The organism is Methyloligella halotolerans, assembly GCF_001708935.1.
Classification (GTDB): Bacteria; Pseudomonadota; Alphaproteobacteria; order Rhizobiales; family Methyloligellaceae; genus Methyloligella; species Methyloligella halotolerans.
On record NZ_MASI01000006.1, the window covers coordinates 164,956 to 182,817 of the forward strand.

A 17,862-nucleotide genomic window follows, 5' to 3' on the forward strand; every position below is an offset into this window, starting at 1 on the left:
GTAAGCCCTGGCCGGCCTAAGCCCCGTCCTGCTGGCAGATAGCGAGCAGCCCATCCGGATCTGCGACCTTGATACGGCCATAGGCCTTCACGATCAGACCGTCCTCCGCAAAACGGCGGATCACCCGCTGAAGCGTCGGCAGGGAGATTGCCGTCATCCGCGCAAGGTCGGGTTGCGAGATCACCAGCCACCCCTCGTCCTGGGGCCAGGCGTTGAGCTCGAAGAGCAGCTTGTCCGCGACCCGCTTCTTGGCCGACTGCATCGAAAGGTTGGTGACGATCCGGAACGTGTGCTCGAAGTTCTCGTAGGTTAGCTGATAGAAATCCGCGTAGAGACTCGGATCCTCTCTCACGAGATTGCTCAGCTCCTGTATGGGGAGCTGCACCAGCGTGGTCGGTTCGGCGGCGTAGATCGAGATGAGGCGCGGCTTCTCCGACAGAAGCGCCAGATCACCCACCCAGAAACCGGCGCCCGCCCGATGCATCACGTAATCCTCGCCATCGCTCCGGGGAAAGGAGCAGTCCAGCGAGCCCGTCACGAGGCCGAATATGCCGGTGGGGACGTCCCCCATCAGGTAGACCGCCTCGCCCGCGTCGTAGTGCTTGAGCCGCGCAATCGAGGCGAAACGCTTCTGCTTGTCCGCGCCGCGTCCGGCAAACCATCCGCGCTGTTCGAGAATCGTCAGCGCCTCCGTCAGGCGCGTGACGGGATGCTTCAAAGCCGAATGATCATTTAGCGAATTCATGAACCAATAGTATCAGATGATCGGTTCTGTGTAATCCGGTCGGAGTACGCTCATCACACTCATGAGCCACGGGAGGAGAGCGAACCCATGTGGTTTCCCGTAGGGTTCACCACGCGCATTGCCGCGATGGCATTCATTGCCATTTTCGCAGCCTCCTCGGCGTTCGGCCAGCAGGACCCCCTTCCCTCGTGGAATGACGGCGCCGCAAAGCAGGCCATCGAAGGCTTCGTCGAAAAGGTGACGGAGGAGGAGGGGCCGGACTACGTGGCGCCGGATAACCGTATCGCCGTGTTCGACAATGACGGCACGCTTTGGGTCGAGCATCCCGCCTATACGCAGCTGGTCTTTGCCATCGACAGAGTAAAGGCTCTCGCGCCCGAGCATCCGGAGTGGAAGGACAAGCAGCCATTCAAGGCCGTGCTCGAGGGCGATATGAAGACCCTGGCCGCATCGGGCCAAAAAGGCATCGCAGAGCTCGTCATGGCGACTCATGCGGGCATGACGCCGGCGGAATTCGAGACCATCGTCGAGGACTGGCTGGCAGAGGCGAAACATCCCCGCTTCAAGAAGCCTTACACCGAGCTCGCCTACCAGCCGATGCTCGAGCTTCTCTCCTACCTTCGGGACAACGGCTTCAAGACCTTCATCGTGTCAGGGGGCGGCATCGAGTTCATGCGCCCGTGGACCGACCGGGTCTACGGCATCCCGCCGGACCAAGTGGTGGGATCGAGCATCAAGACCGAATTTCAGGACAAAGACGGCGATCCGGAGCTGATGCGTATGCCGGCGATGAACTTCATCGACGATGGTCCCGGCAAGCCCGTTGGCATCAATCAACATATCGGCCAGCGCCCGATCGCCGCCTTCGGCAATTCGGACGGCGACCTCCAGATGCTGGAATGGACCACGGCGGGCGACGGGCCGCGTTTCGGTATGATCGTTCATCACACCGATGCGAAACGAGAATACGCCTACGACCGCGATACGAAGTTTGGCCGGCTGGACAAGGCCCTCGACATGGCGCCGGAAGAAGGCTGGACCGTTGTCGATATGAAGAACGACTGGAAGCAAATTTTTCCCCCGGAACCAGCGCCGTAAGGCGGAAGCCGGCGGTCATGACAAAGGAGGAGATCCAATGAGGACGTATCTGAGACGATGCCTGTGGGCTTCGCTGTCGGTGACAGTGATGGCCTTTTCGGGCGGGGCTTTCGCCCAAAGCGACGCTCCGGCCGGCACCGCGCCGCAGGACTCGGCAGGCGCAGCGACGACCGAAACCCCGTCCGATTCCGCCACGAGCGGCGCCCCGTCGGAGGCCACCGCAACCGAAACGTCGAACGACACGAAGAGCGACCGGCCCAATATTCTCCTGATCGTTTCCGACGACACGGGCTGGGGCGATCTCGGCCCCTATCTCGGCGGCAAGGCGCGGGGCATGCAGACCCCGAGTTTCGACAAGCTGGCCAGCGAAGGCATGACCTTCACCAATTTCTACGGCCAGCCGAGTTGCACGCCGGGCCGCGCGGCGATCCAGACCGGACGCATCCCGAATCGCTCCGGCATGACCACCGTGGCCTTCCAGGGCCAGGGCGGCGGCTTGCCGGCGGCGGAATGGACGCTGGGTTCGGTGCTGAAGAAGGCCGGGTACGACACCTATTTCACCGGCAAGTGGCATCTTGGCGAGGCCGACTACGCGCTGCCGAACGAGCAGGGCTACGACAAGATGAAGTACGCGTTCCTGTATCACTTGAACGCCTACACCTACGGCGATCCGAAGTGGTTCCCGAACATGTCGCCGGAGCTGCGCGCCATGTTCCAGAAGGTGACCAAGGGCGCGATGTCCGGCAATGCGGGGGAGCCTGCCAAGCAGGTCTGGAGTGTCAACGGCGAGTATGTCGATACCCCCGAAAAGGGCGTGGTCGGCATTCCGTATCTCGACCAATATGTCGAGGAAGCGGCCACGGAATTCCTGGAGGATGCCTCCAAGTCGGACAAGCCCTTCTTCATCAACGTCAACTTCATGAAGAACCACCAGCCGAACATGCCGGCCCCGGAGTTCGAGCATAAGTCGATCTCAAAATATAAGTATTCCGACTCCGTGGTGGAGCTCGATACCCGTGTCGGCAGGCTGCTGAAGAAGCTCGACGAGCTCGGCATGGCGGAGAACACCCTCGTCTTCTACACGGTCGACAACGGTGCCTGGCAGGATGTCTATCCGGATGCGGGCTATACCCCGTTCCGCGGCACCAAGGGCACGGTGCGTGAGGGCGGCAACCGCGTGCCGGCCATCGTGCGCTGGCCGGGCAAGGTGGCCGAGGGCGTGATCAACGACGACACGTCGGGCGGTCTCGACCTGATGGCGACCTTCGCGTCCGTCGCGGGAACAGAGCTTCCCAAGGACGACCGGGACGGCAAGCCGATCATCTTCGACAGCTACGACATGACACCTGTCTGGACCGGCAAGGGCGAAAGCCCTCGGCACGAGTGGTTCTACTTTACGGAGAACGAGCTTTCGCCGGGCGCCATCCGCTACGACAACTACAAGTTCGTCTTCAACCTGCGTGGCGACGACGGCATGCCGACGGGCGCGCTTTCGGTCGACACCAATCTTGGCTGGAAGGGTGCGGAGAAGTATGTCGCGACCGTGCCTCAGGTCTACGACCTGCAGGCCGATCCTCAGGAGCGCTACGACATCTTCATGAACAACTTCACGGAGCGGACCTGGGCGGCGATCCCGTCCAACGAGGCTCTGGAGAAGCTCATGAAGAGCTATGTGAAGTATCCGCCTCGCAAGATGCAGAGCATGACCTATACGGGCCCGATCACCCTGTCCGGGTATCAGCGCTTCAAGTGGGTCCGCGAGCAGCTCGAGAAGGACGGGGTGAACATCCCCATGCCGACGGGCAACTAAGGCGCAGTAGAACAGCACCCGAGAAGGGGGTCGGTCCGGAAACGGGCCGGCCCCTTTTTTTGTGTCTCTTTTTCGCGTCACGCAGCCCGGACTCGGGCGTAACATCCACACTTCAAGGTTGATTTTCTCGCGTTTCCCAGAAGGAGGAAGACGATGACTCTCAACATGGAGAAGCTGGAGCCTCTGCTGCATCTGATGGTGCAGGAATTAGGCGCCGCGGCGAGTGCAGCGCTTGTCCTGATCGGCGACAAGCTCGGGCTGTATACGGCCCTTGCCGAAGGCGGACCGTTCAGCCCGCAGGAGCTCGCCGACGAAACCGGAACTCATGAGCGCTATGTCCGCGAATGGCTGGCCTGCCAGGCGGCCTCCGGTTACGTCGAATACGATGCGCAAAGCGGCGATTTCTCGATGACGCCGGAACAGGCGGCGGTTTTCGCCGACCAAGACAGCCCGGTGAACATGACCGGCGGCTTCTATTCGCTGGCCGCCGTGTTCGCCGATGAACCCAGACTCGCGGAGGCCTTCAAGTCCGGCAGTGGAATCGGCTGGGGCGATCACAGCGACTGCCTGTTCTGCGGCACCGAGCGCTTCTTCCGCCCCGGCTACAAGGCCCATCTGGTGAGCGAGTGGCTTCCGGCGCTGGACGGCGTGGTCGACAAGCTCGAGGCGGGCGCAAGTGTTGCCGATGTGGGCTGCGGTCACGGGGTCTCGACCGCGGTGATGGCCGAAGCTTTCCCGCAATCCAATTTCACCGGCATCGACTTCCACGAGCCTTCGATAGCGCATGCGCGCAGCCACATGAACGGCGAGAGCACTCTCAGCTTCGAGGTGGGGCGGGCGCAGGATTTCGCCGGTGCCGGCTACGATCTGGTGACGGTGTTCGATGCGCTGCACGACATGGGCGATCCGGTGGGCGTGGCGTCCCATATCCGCGAGGCGCTGAAGCCCGAAGGTACGCTTATGATCGTGGAGCCGCTGGCGGGCGACACGTTGGCGGAGAACCTCAATCCGGTGGGCCGCATCTACTATGCCTTTTCGACCAATATCTGCGTGCCGGCGTCACTCAATCAGGACGTGGGCGCGGCGCTCGGCGCGCAGGCGGGCGAGAAGCGCCTGACCGAGGTGCTGACGGAAGCGGGCTTCGGCAGCGTGCGCCGGGCGGCGGAGACGCCGTTCAACATGATCCTGGAAGCGCGGCCCTGACGGTCAGCCGGTGAAGCTGTCGGGAAACAAGGCCCCTGCCCCGTCGAGATTACCCGTGTCGGCATAGGTCATCGGCATCGCGTCCGCATCGAGCAGCTTGCCGCCGACCACCTCGCCGGTGACCAGCATGTGATCCCCCGCCGGGGCGATGTACTTCGCCTTGCACTCGAACCAGGCCATGGCGTCGTTGCGCAATGGGGGCCCGAACTTGCCGGTCGTCCAGTCCGGCTCGGCCAGGGGCCCGGGATCGCCCGACTTCCCATAATGTTCGGCCAGGTCTGGCTGATCCTTCTTGAGCACGTTGACGCTGAAGGCCCCGCCTGACTCCAGGAGCGGGAAGGAGGCGTGATCCGGATTGATGCTCAGCGCCAGGAGCAGAGGATCGAAGGAGATCTGCATGACCCAGGCGGCGGTGAAGGCATTGCGGGTTTCGCCGTCCGCGACGCCGATGAGATAGACGCCGTGAGTTAGGCTCTTGAAGAGGTCTGCGATGGCCTCGCTCATTGTTCCATCCTCCGCGATTCTTTTTTTTGCGTTGCGGTTCTGATCCGGTCCCAACCGGGAGCCGTAGGCCCTCATATCGAAAATCATAAACCGGAGGAATACCCATGGCTTCCACGACAAAAGCCCTTTCGATCGCCCTCGGCCTCACGTTCCTGGCAGCGTCCGGCTCTGCGGCATTCGCAGACCATCACATGTCCGGCGACATGACCAAGCGTCAGATGAAGATGATGGAGAAGTGCCAGGCCATGCCTGAAGCCGAGATGATGCAGAACAAGAAGTGCATGAAGCTGAAGATGAAGATGGATGAGTCCATGGGCGGCGAGGCTTCGCCGCATGCGGGCGATCCCAAGCAGGCCGAGCCGCAATAGGTCGGTTTGACATGCCGGGGGCGCCCCGAGACGATCGGGGTGCCCCTCGCCTTCTCTCCGACTGCTAAGCACGTTACCCCGCCGTTCGACCCATCGGGGGACTTCGCCGCTCAACTCAATTTTTAATTGAATTGCACGCGTCTGCACGGGAAGATTGGGATCTCACCTTGATCCACCAACTTCCCGGGTATCCATGCGCCGTCCTGCAAAAGTCACCTTGTCCGTTCTCGGCTGCCTGCTGGTGGCCTTCCTCGCCGTCTTCATCGGCATCTACATGTATTGGGGGTGGTACGGCATCAATGTCGTGCTGCAGCGGGGCGGCAGCCAGTGGGTCACCGTCACCAAGGACGACGAGCGCCTCTCGCCGGCCATGCGCCTGGCGCTTCAGGAAAACCCGCCTCCCGGCGAGGCCGGCAAGCTCGAGTGGAAAGAGATCGCGCCCGGCTTCGAAGCGGGCACCCTGCCCGTTCTAGTGGACGGCAAGGAGGTCGACAGCTTCCTGCTGGCGCGGATCGACGCAAAGCGCTTCAAGCTCGTCGTGCGAATCTCGCCGCCTGGCGATAACGAGGTCGGCGACTGGATGGACGAACTCGGTGCGGTGATGGCCGTGAATGGCAGCTATTTCGCCATGGATGGCTGGCCGGACACGCCGCTGGTCGCAGACGGAAAGCGCTATGGCCCGGAGGAATACGACGCGACCCACGGCGCTTTCGTCGCCAAGGGCGATGAGGCCCACATCGTCGATCTGAAGGACCGGGACTGGCAGGAGGTGCTGGAAGGCGCCGATGACGCCATGGTTTCCTATCCGCTGCTGGTCGACCGGAACGGGGAGAGCCGCTCCAAGGGCGACAATCGCTGGCTGGCCAACCGCAACTTCGTGGCCGAGGACAGCGAAGGCCGGATCATCATCGGCACCACGACGGATGCGTTCTTTTCGCTTAACAGGCTGGCGACCTTCCTAGCGAACTCGCCGCTCGATCTGGACATCGCGCTCAATCTCGATGGTGGACCGGTGGCGTGTCAGGCCATGCAGCTGAACGGCTTTAAGCGGGATTTCTGCGGCGACTGGGAGATCGCGGTGGACGACGAGGAGATCAAGCTCCTTACACCCATGATCGGCCAAAAGCGCTGGACCCTGCCCATCGTCTTCGCGGTCATGGAGCGGTGATATTGACAGCCGTGCGCATTTTCATCGGGGCCGCCGTGCTGACCGTGGCGGTTGCGGTCGTCGCGGGAATCTATCTTTTGACCTATAGACCTGACGCAAGCCTGTATCCCGTGCGCGGTATCGACGTCTCTCATCATCAGGGCGATATCGATTGGGACAAGGTGGCGGCCGACAATGTCGCCTTTGCCTACATGAAGTCGACCGAAGGGGGCGACTGGAAGGACCGCAAGTTCCTCGAGAACTGGAAGGCGGCGAAAAAAGCAGGGATCGCGACGGGCGCGTATCACTTCTTCACGCTGTGCCGCCCGGGGAAGGACCAGGCGGAGAACTTTCTCGCCACCTTGCCGAAGGACGGCACGATGCTGCCGCCGGCGGTCGATCTGGAGTATGTCGGCAACTGCAAGGAACGTCCTACGCCGGAGGCACTAAAGCCGGAAGTCGACGCGTTCTTCGGAATGGTGGAGGAGGCGCTCGGCCGGGAGGCGATCATCTACGCGCCGGAGGATTTTCTCGCGGACTATGGAGACGCTTTGCCGGACCGGCCGCTCTGGCGCCGCTCGGTTTTCCGCCCACCCCACAAGGACGACTGGCTCCTATGGCAGTACACGTTCACCGGCTTCGTCGACGGCATCGAGGAAGGCGTGGATTTGAACGTGCTGAAGGGGGATGAGGCTGTGCTGTCTAAGCAGCTCCGGTAGGCCGAGGCCTGGCCGACCGCCCTCTACCGCCGCTTTAGCTTGCGGCGCCGGCCTTTCACGGTTTTCGGGGCGCCGCCGAGCTTGATCTTGGTGCTGCTGGCCGTGAAGGACGCGAAATCGGCCGGCGCCGGCTGGGCCAGAGGGCCCGCAGGTGGCCGACCCGCGGCCTTCAGGAATTCAGCCTGGCCGACCAGCCCTTCGAGCTGACCGGGGCGGGCCTTGCGCATCTCCGTCCTGTAGCGCTCATAGGCCGACCGGCTCAGCGATCCCGCCTTTGCGATCTCGCGGTCCTTGTAGAACCCCTTGGCGATCAGAAGCAGGGTGTAGACGGGGGCACTGAAGAGATACGCCGTGTCGAGATCCATCATCTCGGGCGTGGTGTGCTGCCAGACCTTCAGGTTCTCCTGCAGGCGGTCTGAGAGCTTCATCTCCTCCCGGGCCACGCGCCAATATTCGGAATCCTGCCGGTTGTTGAGGTGGTAATGCGCCTGCACGAAGTCGCGCACCTCCTCGTAGACCTTGGAGACCTGGCGGTTATAGGCAGCCGCCAGCTCGGGCTCGAAGTCCTGGGTCGGCAGGTAGTGGTGGAGCCAGCGCGCGCCCAGATCGGTCATGAAGATGGCGGTCGCCTCCAGGGGCTCGATGAAGCCGCAGGAGAGGCCCAGCGCCACGCAGTTCTTCACCCAGGCATTGCGGACCCGGCCGGTGCGCATGGGGATGATACGGGGCTCGTGTCCCTTGGCCTGGTCTCCGTAGAAGGCGAGGAGCTCGTCCACGGCCTCATCGTCGGAGATGAACTTGCTGGAATAGATGTAGCCGGTGCCGACGCGGGTGGTCAGGGGGATGTTGAAGTTCCACCCCGCCTTGAAGCCGGTTGCGCGGGTCGTCGGCGCCATGACGCGTTCGTCTTCGTGGGGAATCTGGACCACGGCCGCGCGGTCGTTCAGCAGATGGTCGCCGTAGGATTCGAAGGGTTCACCCAGAGCCTGCTGAAGGATGGAGCCGCGGAAGCCCGTGCAATCGATAACCAGATCGACCGGATGCTCGCCTCTGTCCCGCAGGCTGAGGGACTTCACGAAGCCGCGCTCGTCGAGATTGACCTCGTCGACATCGGCGAGGATGTGGTTCACGCCCCGATTGGTGGCGACATCCTTCAGGAAGGCGGCGAGCTTGGTCGCATCGAAGTGATAGGTGTAGCCCAGCTCGCCGCTGAAATCGGGGGCGCCGGGACGGCGAGGCGCCAAATTGCGGCGGACGATCTCGACGGCGGGCGAGAAGAGCCGCACGTAGTCGAGGCCCGCCTCGGGGCCGCGATGAGCGGCATCGAAGGTCACGAAATAATCGGCCAGCTTCCGGCCGTCGATCTGGCCGGCCGCGTTCAATACGTTCAGGAACTCGGTCGGGCGGCCCTTATCGTCGTGGTTCCAATTGATGAAATGGGCCGCGACCTTGAAGGTCGCGTCGGTGAGCTTCAGGAATTCGGATTCCGAAACGCCGAGCTGATTGAGCAGCACGACCATGCCGGGGAGGCTCGCCTCGCCCACCCCCACGATGGGGATGTTGGGCGACTCGATCAGGGTGATCTCAGGTCCGCCGCGCCCATCTTTCGACGAGCAGTAGCGGTTGAGAAAGGTTGCTGTCAGCCATCCCGCCGTGCCGCCGCCGACGATGGTGATGCTGCGTAGTGGTTCGCCCATTTCGCCCCCAGTCCGTTTCCCCTGAAGCTAGACACAGGCTCGGGACGTGCCAAGGGCTAATGGGCCGCATGGCGGCAGGCCGCGCGGTCGCCTCGCCGTCACTCGGCGTCTTTGAGGAAGTTCTTGTAGATCCAGCCGCCCTGGCCGCCTTCGGGATCGGTGACCTTGAGCCAGCCATACTGATTTTCGGTCACCCGCAGACGCTTGCCCTTCGGCTGGACGATCACCGTCTGGCCATCGGAGGCCGGTTTCGCACGCATATTCACCGCCGTGGTCACCACCATCCACTTACCGTCGGACGCGGCGCCGGCGACACCGTCATCGGCGGGCTGGCCGAGCGACGATGGCTGGGGCTGGGCGCCGGGAGACGTTTGAGTCTCCCCTTCCACGGAAGCGGTTTCGACCGGATCGGCAGAGCTCTGGTTCTGCTGGGCGGAGAAGGGATCCTGCTCCCCGTCGCCGGCTTCGTCAGCCGCGGTGACTGCCGCCTCTCCCCGAACCACGAGGGTGGTCGAGGCATCGGAGAGGACGCCGCCCTGGGCATCGATCAGCGCAACCCTCACAGGATGGCTTCCTGTGGTGCCCGGCGGCACGGTCACGGCGAGATTTCCGATCTCGTCGGCAGCGAGATTCCATTCGCCGTTACCCACGGGACGGCCGGCGGAAAGGCTCGCCCCCTCGGGCAGGCCGCCGATGATCACGGAGCTGCGCTCGGGTACCGCATCGGACGGGTCGAGAGAAATGGGGAAGGGAATGGCAGCAGCCGGCGCCAGCTCGATCATGGACGCGGTGGAAAGCTCCGGCGCTGCGGCAGCCGCGGTCTCCGCAGGCGGCGTCGCGGCCTCTGCGGGCGGTGCGGAGATATCCTCGATATCGGATTCCGCTTCTGCCGCGAACCGGCCTTCGATGGATTTCCCCGTCTCCGGCGCGCTATCGGGACCGAACAGGCTGGCGATGCCGACGATCAACAGACTGAGGACGACCATGCGCCCGCGCCGCCGCCGGCAACGACGATGGGCTTACGGTCCCACAGGTCGCGAAGCTCGATGCTCTCTGCTTGTTGGCACGCGCAGGCTTGCCGGGCGGGCGGGCAGCGGCGCGCGGTCTCTCGGAGAGATTGCGCGGCGGCTCCGGCGCGATATGGCGGGCGATGGCGTCGGGTGTCAGCTCTTCCGAGGCATTCCCGCTGCCGACCGGACCTGGCTGCCCCTGCCATCCCGGCGCACCGTCGAATGCGGGATCTTGGACATAGGGATCCTGTGCATAAGGATCTTGAGGATAGGGGTTCTGAGCGTAGGGATCTCGGACATACGGATCTTGAGCGTACGGATCTGGAAATGCCGCATCCTGAAATGCCGGATCTTGGAAAGTCGGATCTTGGAAAGCCGGATCTTGGAATGCCGGATTTTGGCCGTGGCGGCCCGGGGCCTGCCCAGAAGCGGTATGGTGCGGCCCATCGGGCCTCGGCCGGTCTGCCGGCGCACCGCTCCGATTGGGGCCGTTATGGTTCGGCCGGTCGTGACGCATGTTACTCATTGAGGTTCCCCCTCATACGGATCCGCTCCCGCGGCGGCGGTTCAGGCTTCATGGCCGGCGGCGTCCAGACCCTTCAAGACGCTAAGGCTGCACGCCATGCTGCGCCGAAAATCTCGGCTGCGGCCCTGCGGAACGTTGAACTTTGGCAGTCGCTGGTCGCAGGCGAAGTGGCGCAAACAAGTGCCGGCCACAGTAAAGCCAAGTGGACTCATGCCAGAGGGCAAGACGCATCGCGTCCTCCGAAGTCCCCCAGCCATACCCCTGCGAAATCGGTATCGGGACGCATTGGTGCGAAGGCACTGGCCCGATTGTTTTTTCGAGGTTTTCTTTTACCTCAATTTCAATGGAAGCGCAGCCGAAAGAAAACGGCAAGTCCCATCGCGCGGTGACATGAAATGACCTTGTTGCAGCCACAAACCCCGCCGGTCAGCCAGCGCCGCGATTTCCGCTGTTTCTCTAGAACCGCCAGACGGACCGGGTACCGATCACGGTGGAATCCTTGAGCAGCTTGTCGCTTCCCGGATCGGTATAGCCGCCGCCCGGACGCCAGAGATACTGGAGGGTCGTCTGCAGGGTCCAAGAGTCCCGCAACGCAAGAGTATAGGTGAGTTCGGCCAGGGCCTCGTATGAACGGCCGATCAGCGCGCCGCTATCGATGTCGAAGGCCTGGGCCGCATCGGAGATGCCGGTCCGCTCATAACCGAAAGCAATCGCATCGTCTGGACGGGACGGCATCAACCCCGTGAGTATAATTCCGGCCTCGGTGTAAAGCTCGATGAAGTTGCGGTCCTCAGGCCCCCCCATGACGCGTCCGAACAGCGTAACCCCCTGCTCATCCTTCGCACCGGCAGGCTGCCAGATCATCTGCTGCAGGATGGCGTAGAACGCGTGATCGCCATCTATAGTCGCGCCCTTCAACCCGCTCACTGCGATGGGGTTGCCGCCCGCATCGAACCGGAGATCGGAGAAGGTGTCAGCATGGTGCCATCCGCCGAGCTTGACCTCGCCCGGCAGGCCGTTCGCGATGTCGTAGCGGAACGCCATCTCGCCCATCACCAGCGGCGGGTCGCCGATGGGGAAGTCGACGCCGTGGGGATTGCAAAGCTGAGCATCGCGCTCGCTGCAATCCTCGGCAACGAGGCCGTTGAATGCGGCGATCTTGATCTCGAAGCTATCCGTAGGCCTGACCGCCAACCGGATACCCGGGGCGGCCATGGGATAGGCCGGGCCGCCTTCGGGGATATCGAAGCCGGCGATGGTCGGCCAGCCCCAGGTGCCGTTCAGCAGGTAGCCGGAGGCTTCGGTGAGCATGAATTCCGTATCCGCCGCCAACTGGCCGAAGCGGATTGAGACGCGGTCCTGAAACAGGCTCTGCTCAAGCCAGATTTCCGAGAAGCGCGTGGCGGGATCGGCCTCGATATTGCTGGCCGGCGCCAAGCCTCCCGTACCTTCGGCGGTGATGCTCTGGCCATGGATCTGAAAGGCGTCGGCGTGGAAGCAGAGTCCCTGCCAGCCGCCGAGCTTCGTAAGGTCCGCATTGACGGAAAGAGTGAGCAGGCCGTCATAGGTCGTCGCCCGGCCGAGACCGCCTGAGAGATTGGAGAAGACCTCGCCCGTGTAGGAGCCGCCGATAGCGATGCCCCTGTCGGTCAGGGCTCCCCTCCCATCCTCCAGACGCGGGGCGTAGGGGACGGCGAAGTGATCCGCGAAGCATCCGGCGGCATGTCCGTCTCCGGCCCAGAACGCGACTGGAAGGACCGCGACGGCAAGCGCGGCGCGCCGGCTGCGGCGAGACAACGCCCGTCGCAATCGGCGCGGCCTCCGCCCTGCCCCGTCCTGCCACGTGTTTCCCATCAGCAAGCCCCCACTGCTGATATTCCTTCCGGTCGGTCCCTTGGCGTGTCCGCGCCCCGCGACACCGCAATTTGCAAAGCCGGAACCTCGCAGGGATTGCATGGTTTCCTGGAAGGTACACCCTTCCTAGGTACACCCTTGACGAGCCCCAGAGGAGAAGGCGTTTGGCCTATACGTTCAAAGCCGGAAAATCTGTCGAAAAAAACACGCGCCGCGTGGCGAAGAGCCAGGTCGACAAGGCCATCGCGGAGATCGACGACAGCGATCTCGGCTTGAACGATACGATCCACCAGGTCCGCAAGCGCTGCAAGAAGCTTCGCGGACTTATCCGTCTCGTGCGGCCGGGCTTCGACGATTACGCGAAGGAGAATGCCGCCTTCCGGGAGGCGGCAGGCTCGCTTTCGGTCCTGCGGGATTCCGAAGCGATGCTCGAGACCCATGACGCGCTGATGGATTTCTATGCCGACCGGACGGATGCACCGGTCTACGCCTCTGTCCGCAACCGTCTCGTCGAGCGGCAGGAAGAGGCGGCAGAGAATCACGGGTTGGAAGAAAGGCTGGCGGTGCTCCGTGACCGCCTTTCCGACGCGAAGCCCCGAATCGAAAAATGGGAAATCGAGGGGAACGGTTTCGCCGCCGCGGCGGACGGCCTGCGCAAAACCTACAAGCGCGGCCGCGATGCCATGGCAGAGGCAGCCGAGCGCCCCGCGCCGAACTCAATGCATGAGTGGCGGAAGCGGGTGAAATATCACCGCTATCATGCCCAGCTTCTGAGCGATATCTGGCCCGCGGCGATGGAGACCCACGTCGCGGCGGCCAAGAGCCTCGGCGATGTCTTGGGCGATCATCACGATCTCGCCGTTCTCCAGGAGGCCCTTCCATCCCTGTTCGGCGGTGAGACCGACGAGATGAAAGCCTACCTTGGATTGGCGCAAGGGCGTCAGGCCCTACTGGCGTCACAAGCGCTTCATTGTGGCCAGCGAGTATTCGCCGAAAAGCCGTCTGCGCTCACCCGGCGCTGGCGGCACTATTGGGATGCTTGGCAGGCCGGGCACGAGGACGCTCATCTGCTGCAGGCGGCTTAGACGCAAAAGCCTGCCAACCTGGATCCTCTCCGATCCCGACCCAGAGGATATCGCCAGTGATTGAAGTCGGAGCCTTCGCGCTGGCCGCTCTCGTGATCGCCCTCGCCGGTGTCTACATGACCCGGGTCGCCGACACGCTCGCCGACCGCACCGGGCTCGGCGAGGCCGTGGTGGGTGGTATCCTCCTCGGCGCTGCGACATCCCTCTCCGGTGTCGTCACATCGGTCTCGGCGGCCATCGACGGATTGGCTCCCCTCGCCGTCTCCAATGCCGTGGGCGGCATATGCGCTCAGACCGTGTTGCTGGTCGTCGCCGACCTCACCTATCGCCGCGCCAATCTCGAACATGCCGCGGCAGACGAGAAGAACATGCTGCAGGCGGCCCTGCTCGTCCTGCTGCTCGGCGTCGCTCTTGCTGGCTACGTCACGCCACAGCTGACCGTCTGGGCGCTGCACCCCGTCTCCTTCATCCTAATCGCCGCATACATCTTCGGCGTCCGGACCAATGTCGCCCTGCAGGAGCGGCCGAGCTGGAAGCCAAGGCAGACCTCGGAGACCCAGCCTGACGGGCCGGAGGAAGAGGCGATGCAGGAGGCGCTGATGCCGCTTCTGCTGAAGTTCGCGGGGCTCGCGGCCGTCCTCGCCGGGGCCGGTTACGTCGTCGCAAAGACCGGCGCGGCCATTTCGGCGGATTTCGGGATATCGCAGACGGTGGTGGGTGCGCTGCTGACCGCTACCGCCACCTCTCTGCCGGAGCTCGTGACTACGGTTGCCGCCGTTCGCCGCGGCGCGCTGCAACTCGCGGTCGGCGGCATCGTCGGCGGCAACACCTTCGACGTGCTCTTCCTGACCATCTCCGATTTCGCCTATCGCGACGGCTCCATCTACGCCGCCATGGGCTCCCGCGACGCCCTGCTGCTGGTTGCGGGCGTCGTGATGACGGCGATCCTTCTCATGGGGCTGATTCTGCGCGATCGCAAAGGCATCGGCTTCGAAGGCATCTCGATTCTCGCGGTCTATGCCGCGGTTATCGCCTTGCAGATCTATCTGGGCTGAGGTGCTTGCGCGACGTTAGGGAATTGATCGAGTACGGTCTTTTCCGTACGGCTTCTGCATGGTTTCCGCCTCAGATCCCGCCGTTGAACGTTTCGCCCCCTCGCCCACGGGGGAATTGCATCTCGGCCATGCATTTTCGGCACTGACCGCGTGGGAGGCGGCGCAGGCCGCGGGCGGCACGTTCCTGCTGCGCATGGACGATCTGGATACCGGGCGATGCCGCCCGAAATTCGCAAGATGCATCGAGGAGGACCTGCGCTTCCTCGGCCTCACCTGGCCGGAGCCGGTGCTCTATCAATCGACGCGAGCGAAGAGCCACTGCGCCGTGATCGACGACCTGGCCGACAAGGGACTGGTCTATGGATGCGTCTGCACCCGGGCCGAGATCCAGGCGGCGGCCGGCGCACCCCAGGAAGGCGCGCCCGACGGTCCGCCCTACCCCGGCACCTGCCGCGAGCGATCGGAGGTTCCTTCTGACAAGGCTCATGCTCTGCGGCTCGATATGAAGAAGGCCATCGACTTTCTCGGCGGGCCGGATGCGGTGCGCGCGCTATCCTTCGAAGAGATCGGCGAGGGGCCGAGGGGCGAGCACGGCATGATTCCTCTCGATCCGCAGATGCTGATCGAGCAGGTCGGAGACGTTGTGCTGAGGCGAAAGGACGGCGCCATCGCCTATCATCTGGGGGTGGTGCTGGACGACGGGTTCCAGGGCGTGACCCATGTGACGCGGGGGCAGGATCTCTTCCCCTCGACACCAATCCACCGGCTGCTTCAAGCGCTCACAGGAACGCCGACGCCGGTCTACCGGCATCATCGTCTCATCCGGGACGAGAATGGCCGGCGCCTCGCCAAGCGGCACAAGGATCTCTCCCTGGCCGTACTACGCGAGTCCGGCGCGACGCCAGAGGATATCCGGTCGTCGGTAGGCTTGGCGCCCGCCGGCCAGTCGGCCGGCTAAGCGAACCCGTTATGGCGCTGGCTAGGCCTTGGCGGTCTTGGCTGCCCTGGCAGCCTTGGCGGCGGCACGGGTCTTCTGCTTCTCGGCTTTCTCGAGAGCGGCGGCGGCGGCGGCGGAACTCTCCGCAGCTTCCCTGGCCAGGCGAAGCCCGCGCAGGCGCGCGGTCTTCTCAGCCACTGCATCGCGAGCGACCTGCTCCTCGTCGGCCATGCGGCGCGTCTGCCGCTGCCAACGCTCGTCGGCGATTTCCTTTGCCGACCGCGCGGACGGCGGCCTCGTTTTCAGGGCGAGATCGTTCATATTGCGTGCTCCGACTGGATGCGTTCCGATGACATGCGTGCGGCGGCACCGGGTGCGCCGTTCGGCCGATCGCCTCGATAGCGGCCGCGGCCTTTGGAAACCGGACGGCCTCCGAACTTGCGTTTCGGCCTGCCCGACTTGCTCTTCGGCCCTGATTTGGCTTTGGACTTGGGCTGCTGGCGCATCACGTCGGACGGCGCCAGGGCGAAGGGATGGTCCGACACCTCAAGCTCTGTCCGGGTCAAGCGCTCGATCGCCTTGAGATACGCGCCCTCGCTGGTGTCGCAGAACGACATCGCGATGCCCTGCGCGCCTGCGCGGCCGGTCCGGCCGATCCGGTGCACATAGCTCTCCGGCTCGTTCGGCATGTCGAAATTGATCACGTGGGAAAGACCGGGAACGTCGATGCCGCGGGCCGCGATATCGGTCGCGACCAGGATGCGGATCTTGCCGCCGCGGAACCCATTGAGGGCCTTAACACGCGCGTTTTGCGCCTTATTGCCATGCAGAGCTTCGGCGGTGACGCCTTCCTGCACGAGATGGCGATAGATACGGTCCGCGCCGCGCTTGGTGCGCGTGAACACAATCGCCTGCCCCACGTCTGGTCCGTTCACCAGATCGAGGAGAAGGGTCTTCTTGTCGGCGGCGCCAACGAAATAGACGCGCTGCTCGATCTTCCGCGTTTCGACTTTCCGGGGCGCCACATCGATGCGAAGCGCATCGTGCAGCAGTTCCTTGGCCAGCGTCGCGATCGGCGGCGGCATGGTTGCCGAGAACAGGAGCGTCTGCCGTTGCTTGGGACAGGCAGCCGCGATCTTCCTGACTTCCCGGACAAAGCCCATGTCGAGCATGCGGTCGGCTTCGTCGAGGACCAGCATCGAGACGCGGTCGAGGCGGATGCGGCTCCTGGTCATCAGCTCAAGGAGTCGACCAGGCGTAGCGACAAGAATGTCGACATTGCCCTTCAGCGCCTTGAACTGCTGTCCGTAGCCGACGCCACCGGAGATGATGGTCGACCGCAGCTTCAGGCCACGGCCATAGGCATCGATGCTCTCGCCGATCTGGGCGGCAAGCTCGCGGGTCGGTGCCAGGATGAGGGCGCGCGGTGCGCCGGGTGTGCGCGGCCCGCGGTCCGCGGCGAGGCGGTGCAGAAGCGGGAGGGAGAAGGCTGCGGTCTTGCCGCTTCCTGTGTCGGCGACAGCGAGAAGGTCACCGCCGTCGAGGATCGCCGGGATCGCCTTGGTCTGAATGGGTGTAGGGGTGGTGTACTTCTCGGCTTTTACCGCAAGCCGGAGCGGCTCGGCCAAGCCGAGATCATCAAACGTGTTCGTCACTAAGATATCCTTTGTGCATCGGCTGGCGCCTGCGTGTTCGCGCATGGCGCATCCTTCGATGCGATGAAAGAGAGTTGCCCGGCATGTATCGACGGGTGTTGGCAACCAGGAGCCGCGTATCCAGCGCATTCACCGAAGTGATGCGATTTCATGGGAAGCATCCGCGTCGCCGATGGCGACCTCGCGGGACGCGCTCGTGATTGGGGGCAGGAGAATCTCAAAGGGTGCAAGCACATGCTCGCACTGCCCAAGGCAATCATATGGGGCCAAGGGGCGAAATTGGCAAGCAAAACCTTCGCCTACCCTCCGGCGCTCAGGCCGAATATCGCGGGAGTGGGCCGTTTCCACGGCCATGTCCGGGGCCACGGATGAACTGGGCCCGACGGTCTCCTCTACCGCATCGAGGCCGCTTCCGTTACATGAGGGTCCCGCAATCGAACCGGAACGAG

General features: G+C 63.7%; 16 protein-coding genes. 9 read left to right on the forward strand and 7 right to left on the reverse strand.

Translation table 11 applies throughout. The annotated features are described in order from the left end of the window. Positions 1–16 precede the first annotated feature (16 nt). On the reverse strand, positions 17–745 hold the full coding sequence (locus A7A08_RS11785) for a Crp/Fnr family transcriptional regulator (protein WP_069095666.1): 729 nt from the start codon (positions 743–745) through the stop codon (positions 17–19). Positions 746–871: 126 nt separating this feature from the next. Between A7A08_RS11785 and A7A08_RS11790 the strand changes: the two genes are divergently transcribed. The 3 genes from A7A08_RS11790 (at position 872) to A7A08_RS11800 (ending at position 4,856) form a co-directional block, all read left to right on the forward strand. Beyond that, positions 872–1,843, forward strand: a complete 972-nt coding sequence (locus tag A7A08_RS11790; protein ID WP_425349022.1) for an HAD family hydrolase — start codon at positions 872–874, stop codon at positions 1,841–1,843. Positions 1,844–1,880: 37 nt separating this feature from the next. After that, the gene (locus A7A08_RS11795) at positions 1,881–3,653 is read left to right on the forward strand and encodes an arylsulfatase (RefSeq protein ID WP_245290917.1); all 1,773 of its coding nucleotides are present in this window, start codon (positions 1,881–1,883) and stop codon (positions 3,651–3,653) included. A gap of 153 nt (positions 3,654–3,806) precedes the next feature. Then, the gene (locus A7A08_RS11800; RefSeq protein WP_069095668.1) at positions 3,807–4,856 is read left to right on the forward strand and encodes a class I SAM-dependent methyltransferase; all 1,050 of its coding nucleotides are present in this window, start codon (positions 3,807–3,809) and stop codon (positions 4,854–4,856) included. Between the two features lie 3 nt (positions 4,857–4,859). Here A7A08_RS11800 and A7A08_RS11805 read toward each other — a convergent pair whose 3' ends face one another. After that, positions 4,860–5,360 carry a flavin reductase family protein gene (locus A7A08_RS11805; protein ID WP_069095732.1) on the reverse strand — a complete coding sequence of 167 codons (501 nt, stop codon included), beginning with the start codon at positions 5,358–5,360 and terminating at the stop codon, positions 4,860–4,862. A gap of 104 nt (positions 5,361–5,464) precedes the next feature. On the opposite strand from A7A08_RS11805, the gene A7A08_RS11810 reads away from it, so the two are divergent. The 3 genes from A7A08_RS11810 to A7A08_RS11820 all read left to right on the forward strand — a co-directional run bounded on the left by A7A08_RS11810 (position 5,465) and on the right by A7A08_RS11820 (position 7,594). Next, a complete protein-coding gene (locus A7A08_RS11810) occupies positions 5,465–5,728 on the forward strand; it encodes a hypothetical protein (RefSeq protein ID WP_069095669.1) in 264 nt (87 codons plus the stop codon). 193 nt (positions 5,729–5,921) lie between these two features. After that, on the forward strand, positions 5,922–6,896 hold the full coding sequence (locus tag A7A08_RS11815; protein WP_069095670.1) for a phosphodiester glycosidase family protein: 975 nt from the start codon (positions 5,922–5,924) through the stop codon (positions 6,894–6,896). Then, positions 6,896–7,594, forward strand: coding sequence for a glycoside hydrolase family 25 protein (locus A7A08_RS11820; protein WP_425349023.1), 699 nt, complete (start codon positions 6,896–6,898; stop codon positions 7,592–7,594). The genes A7A08_RS11815 and A7A08_RS11820 overlap by 1 nt, the downstream gene beginning before the upstream one ends. A gap of 23 nt (positions 7,595–7,617) precedes the next feature. Here A7A08_RS11820 and A7A08_RS11825 read toward each other — a convergent pair whose 3' ends face one another. The 3 genes from A7A08_RS11825 to A7A08_RS11840 form a co-directional block, all read right to left on the reverse strand. Beyond that, entirely contained in the window at positions 7,618–9,291 is a 1,674-nt protein-coding gene (locus A7A08_RS11825; RefSeq protein WP_069095672.1) for a tryptophan halogenase family protein, read from the reverse strand. Between the two features lie 98 nt (positions 9,292–9,389). Continuing rightward, positions 9,390–10,277: an SH3 domain-containing protein gene (locus A7A08_RS11830; protein WP_069095673.1), complete on the reverse strand. Its 888-nt coding sequence runs from the start codon at positions 10,275–10,277 to the stop codon at positions 9,390–9,392. Positions 10,278–11,283: 1,006 nt separating this feature from the next. Next, a complete protein-coding gene (locus tag A7A08_RS11840; protein ID WP_069095675.1) occupies positions 11,284–12,624 on the reverse strand; it encodes a carbohydrate porin in 1,341 nt (446 codons plus the stop codon). A gap of 272 nt (positions 12,625–12,896) precedes the next feature. On the opposite strand from A7A08_RS11840, the gene A7A08_RS11845 reads away from it, so the two are divergent. The 3 genes from A7A08_RS11845 to gluQRS are packed head-to-tail and all read left to right on the forward strand — an operon-like array spanning position 12,897 to position 15,779. Then, positions 12,897–13,766 (forward strand): CHAD domain-containing protein, encoded by an 870-nt coding sequence (locus A7A08_RS11845; protein WP_208430630.1) that lies wholly within the window; start codon positions 12,897–12,899, stop codon positions 13,764–13,766. A gap of 56 nt (positions 13,767–13,822) precedes the next feature. Beyond that, complete coding sequence (locus tag A7A08_RS11850) at positions 13,823–14,821, forward strand: sodium:calcium antiporter (RefSeq protein ID WP_245290919.1); 999 nt, start codon at positions 13,823–13,825, stop codon at positions 14,819–14,821. 58 nt (positions 14,822–14,879) lie between these two features. Then, on the forward strand, positions 14,880–15,779 hold the full coding sequence (gene gluQRS, locus A7A08_RS11855) for a tRNA glutamyl-Q(34) synthetase GluQRS (RefSeq protein ID WP_069095677.1): 900 nt from the start codon (positions 14,880–14,882) through the stop codon (positions 15,777–15,779). Positions 15,780–15,800: 21 nt separating this feature from the next. Here gluQRS and A7A08_RS16355 read toward each other — a convergent pair whose 3' ends face one another. Together A7A08_RS16355 and A7A08_RS11865 are read right to left on the reverse strand one after the other, a co-directional pair. After that, positions 15,801–16,079, reverse strand: a complete 279-nt coding sequence (locus tag A7A08_RS16355; RefSeq protein ID WP_069095678.1) for a hypothetical protein — start codon at positions 16,077–16,079, stop codon at positions 15,801–15,803. Continuing rightward, positions 16,076–17,413 carry a DEAD/DEAH box helicase gene (locus A7A08_RS11865; RefSeq protein WP_069095679.1) on the reverse strand — a complete coding sequence of 446 codons (1,338 nt, stop codon included), beginning with the start codon at positions 17,411–17,413 and terminating at the stop codon, positions 16,076–16,078. Before A7A08_RS11865 ends, A7A08_RS16355 begins: the two co-directional genes overlap by 4 nt. Positions 17,414–17,862 lie beyond the last annotated feature (449 nt).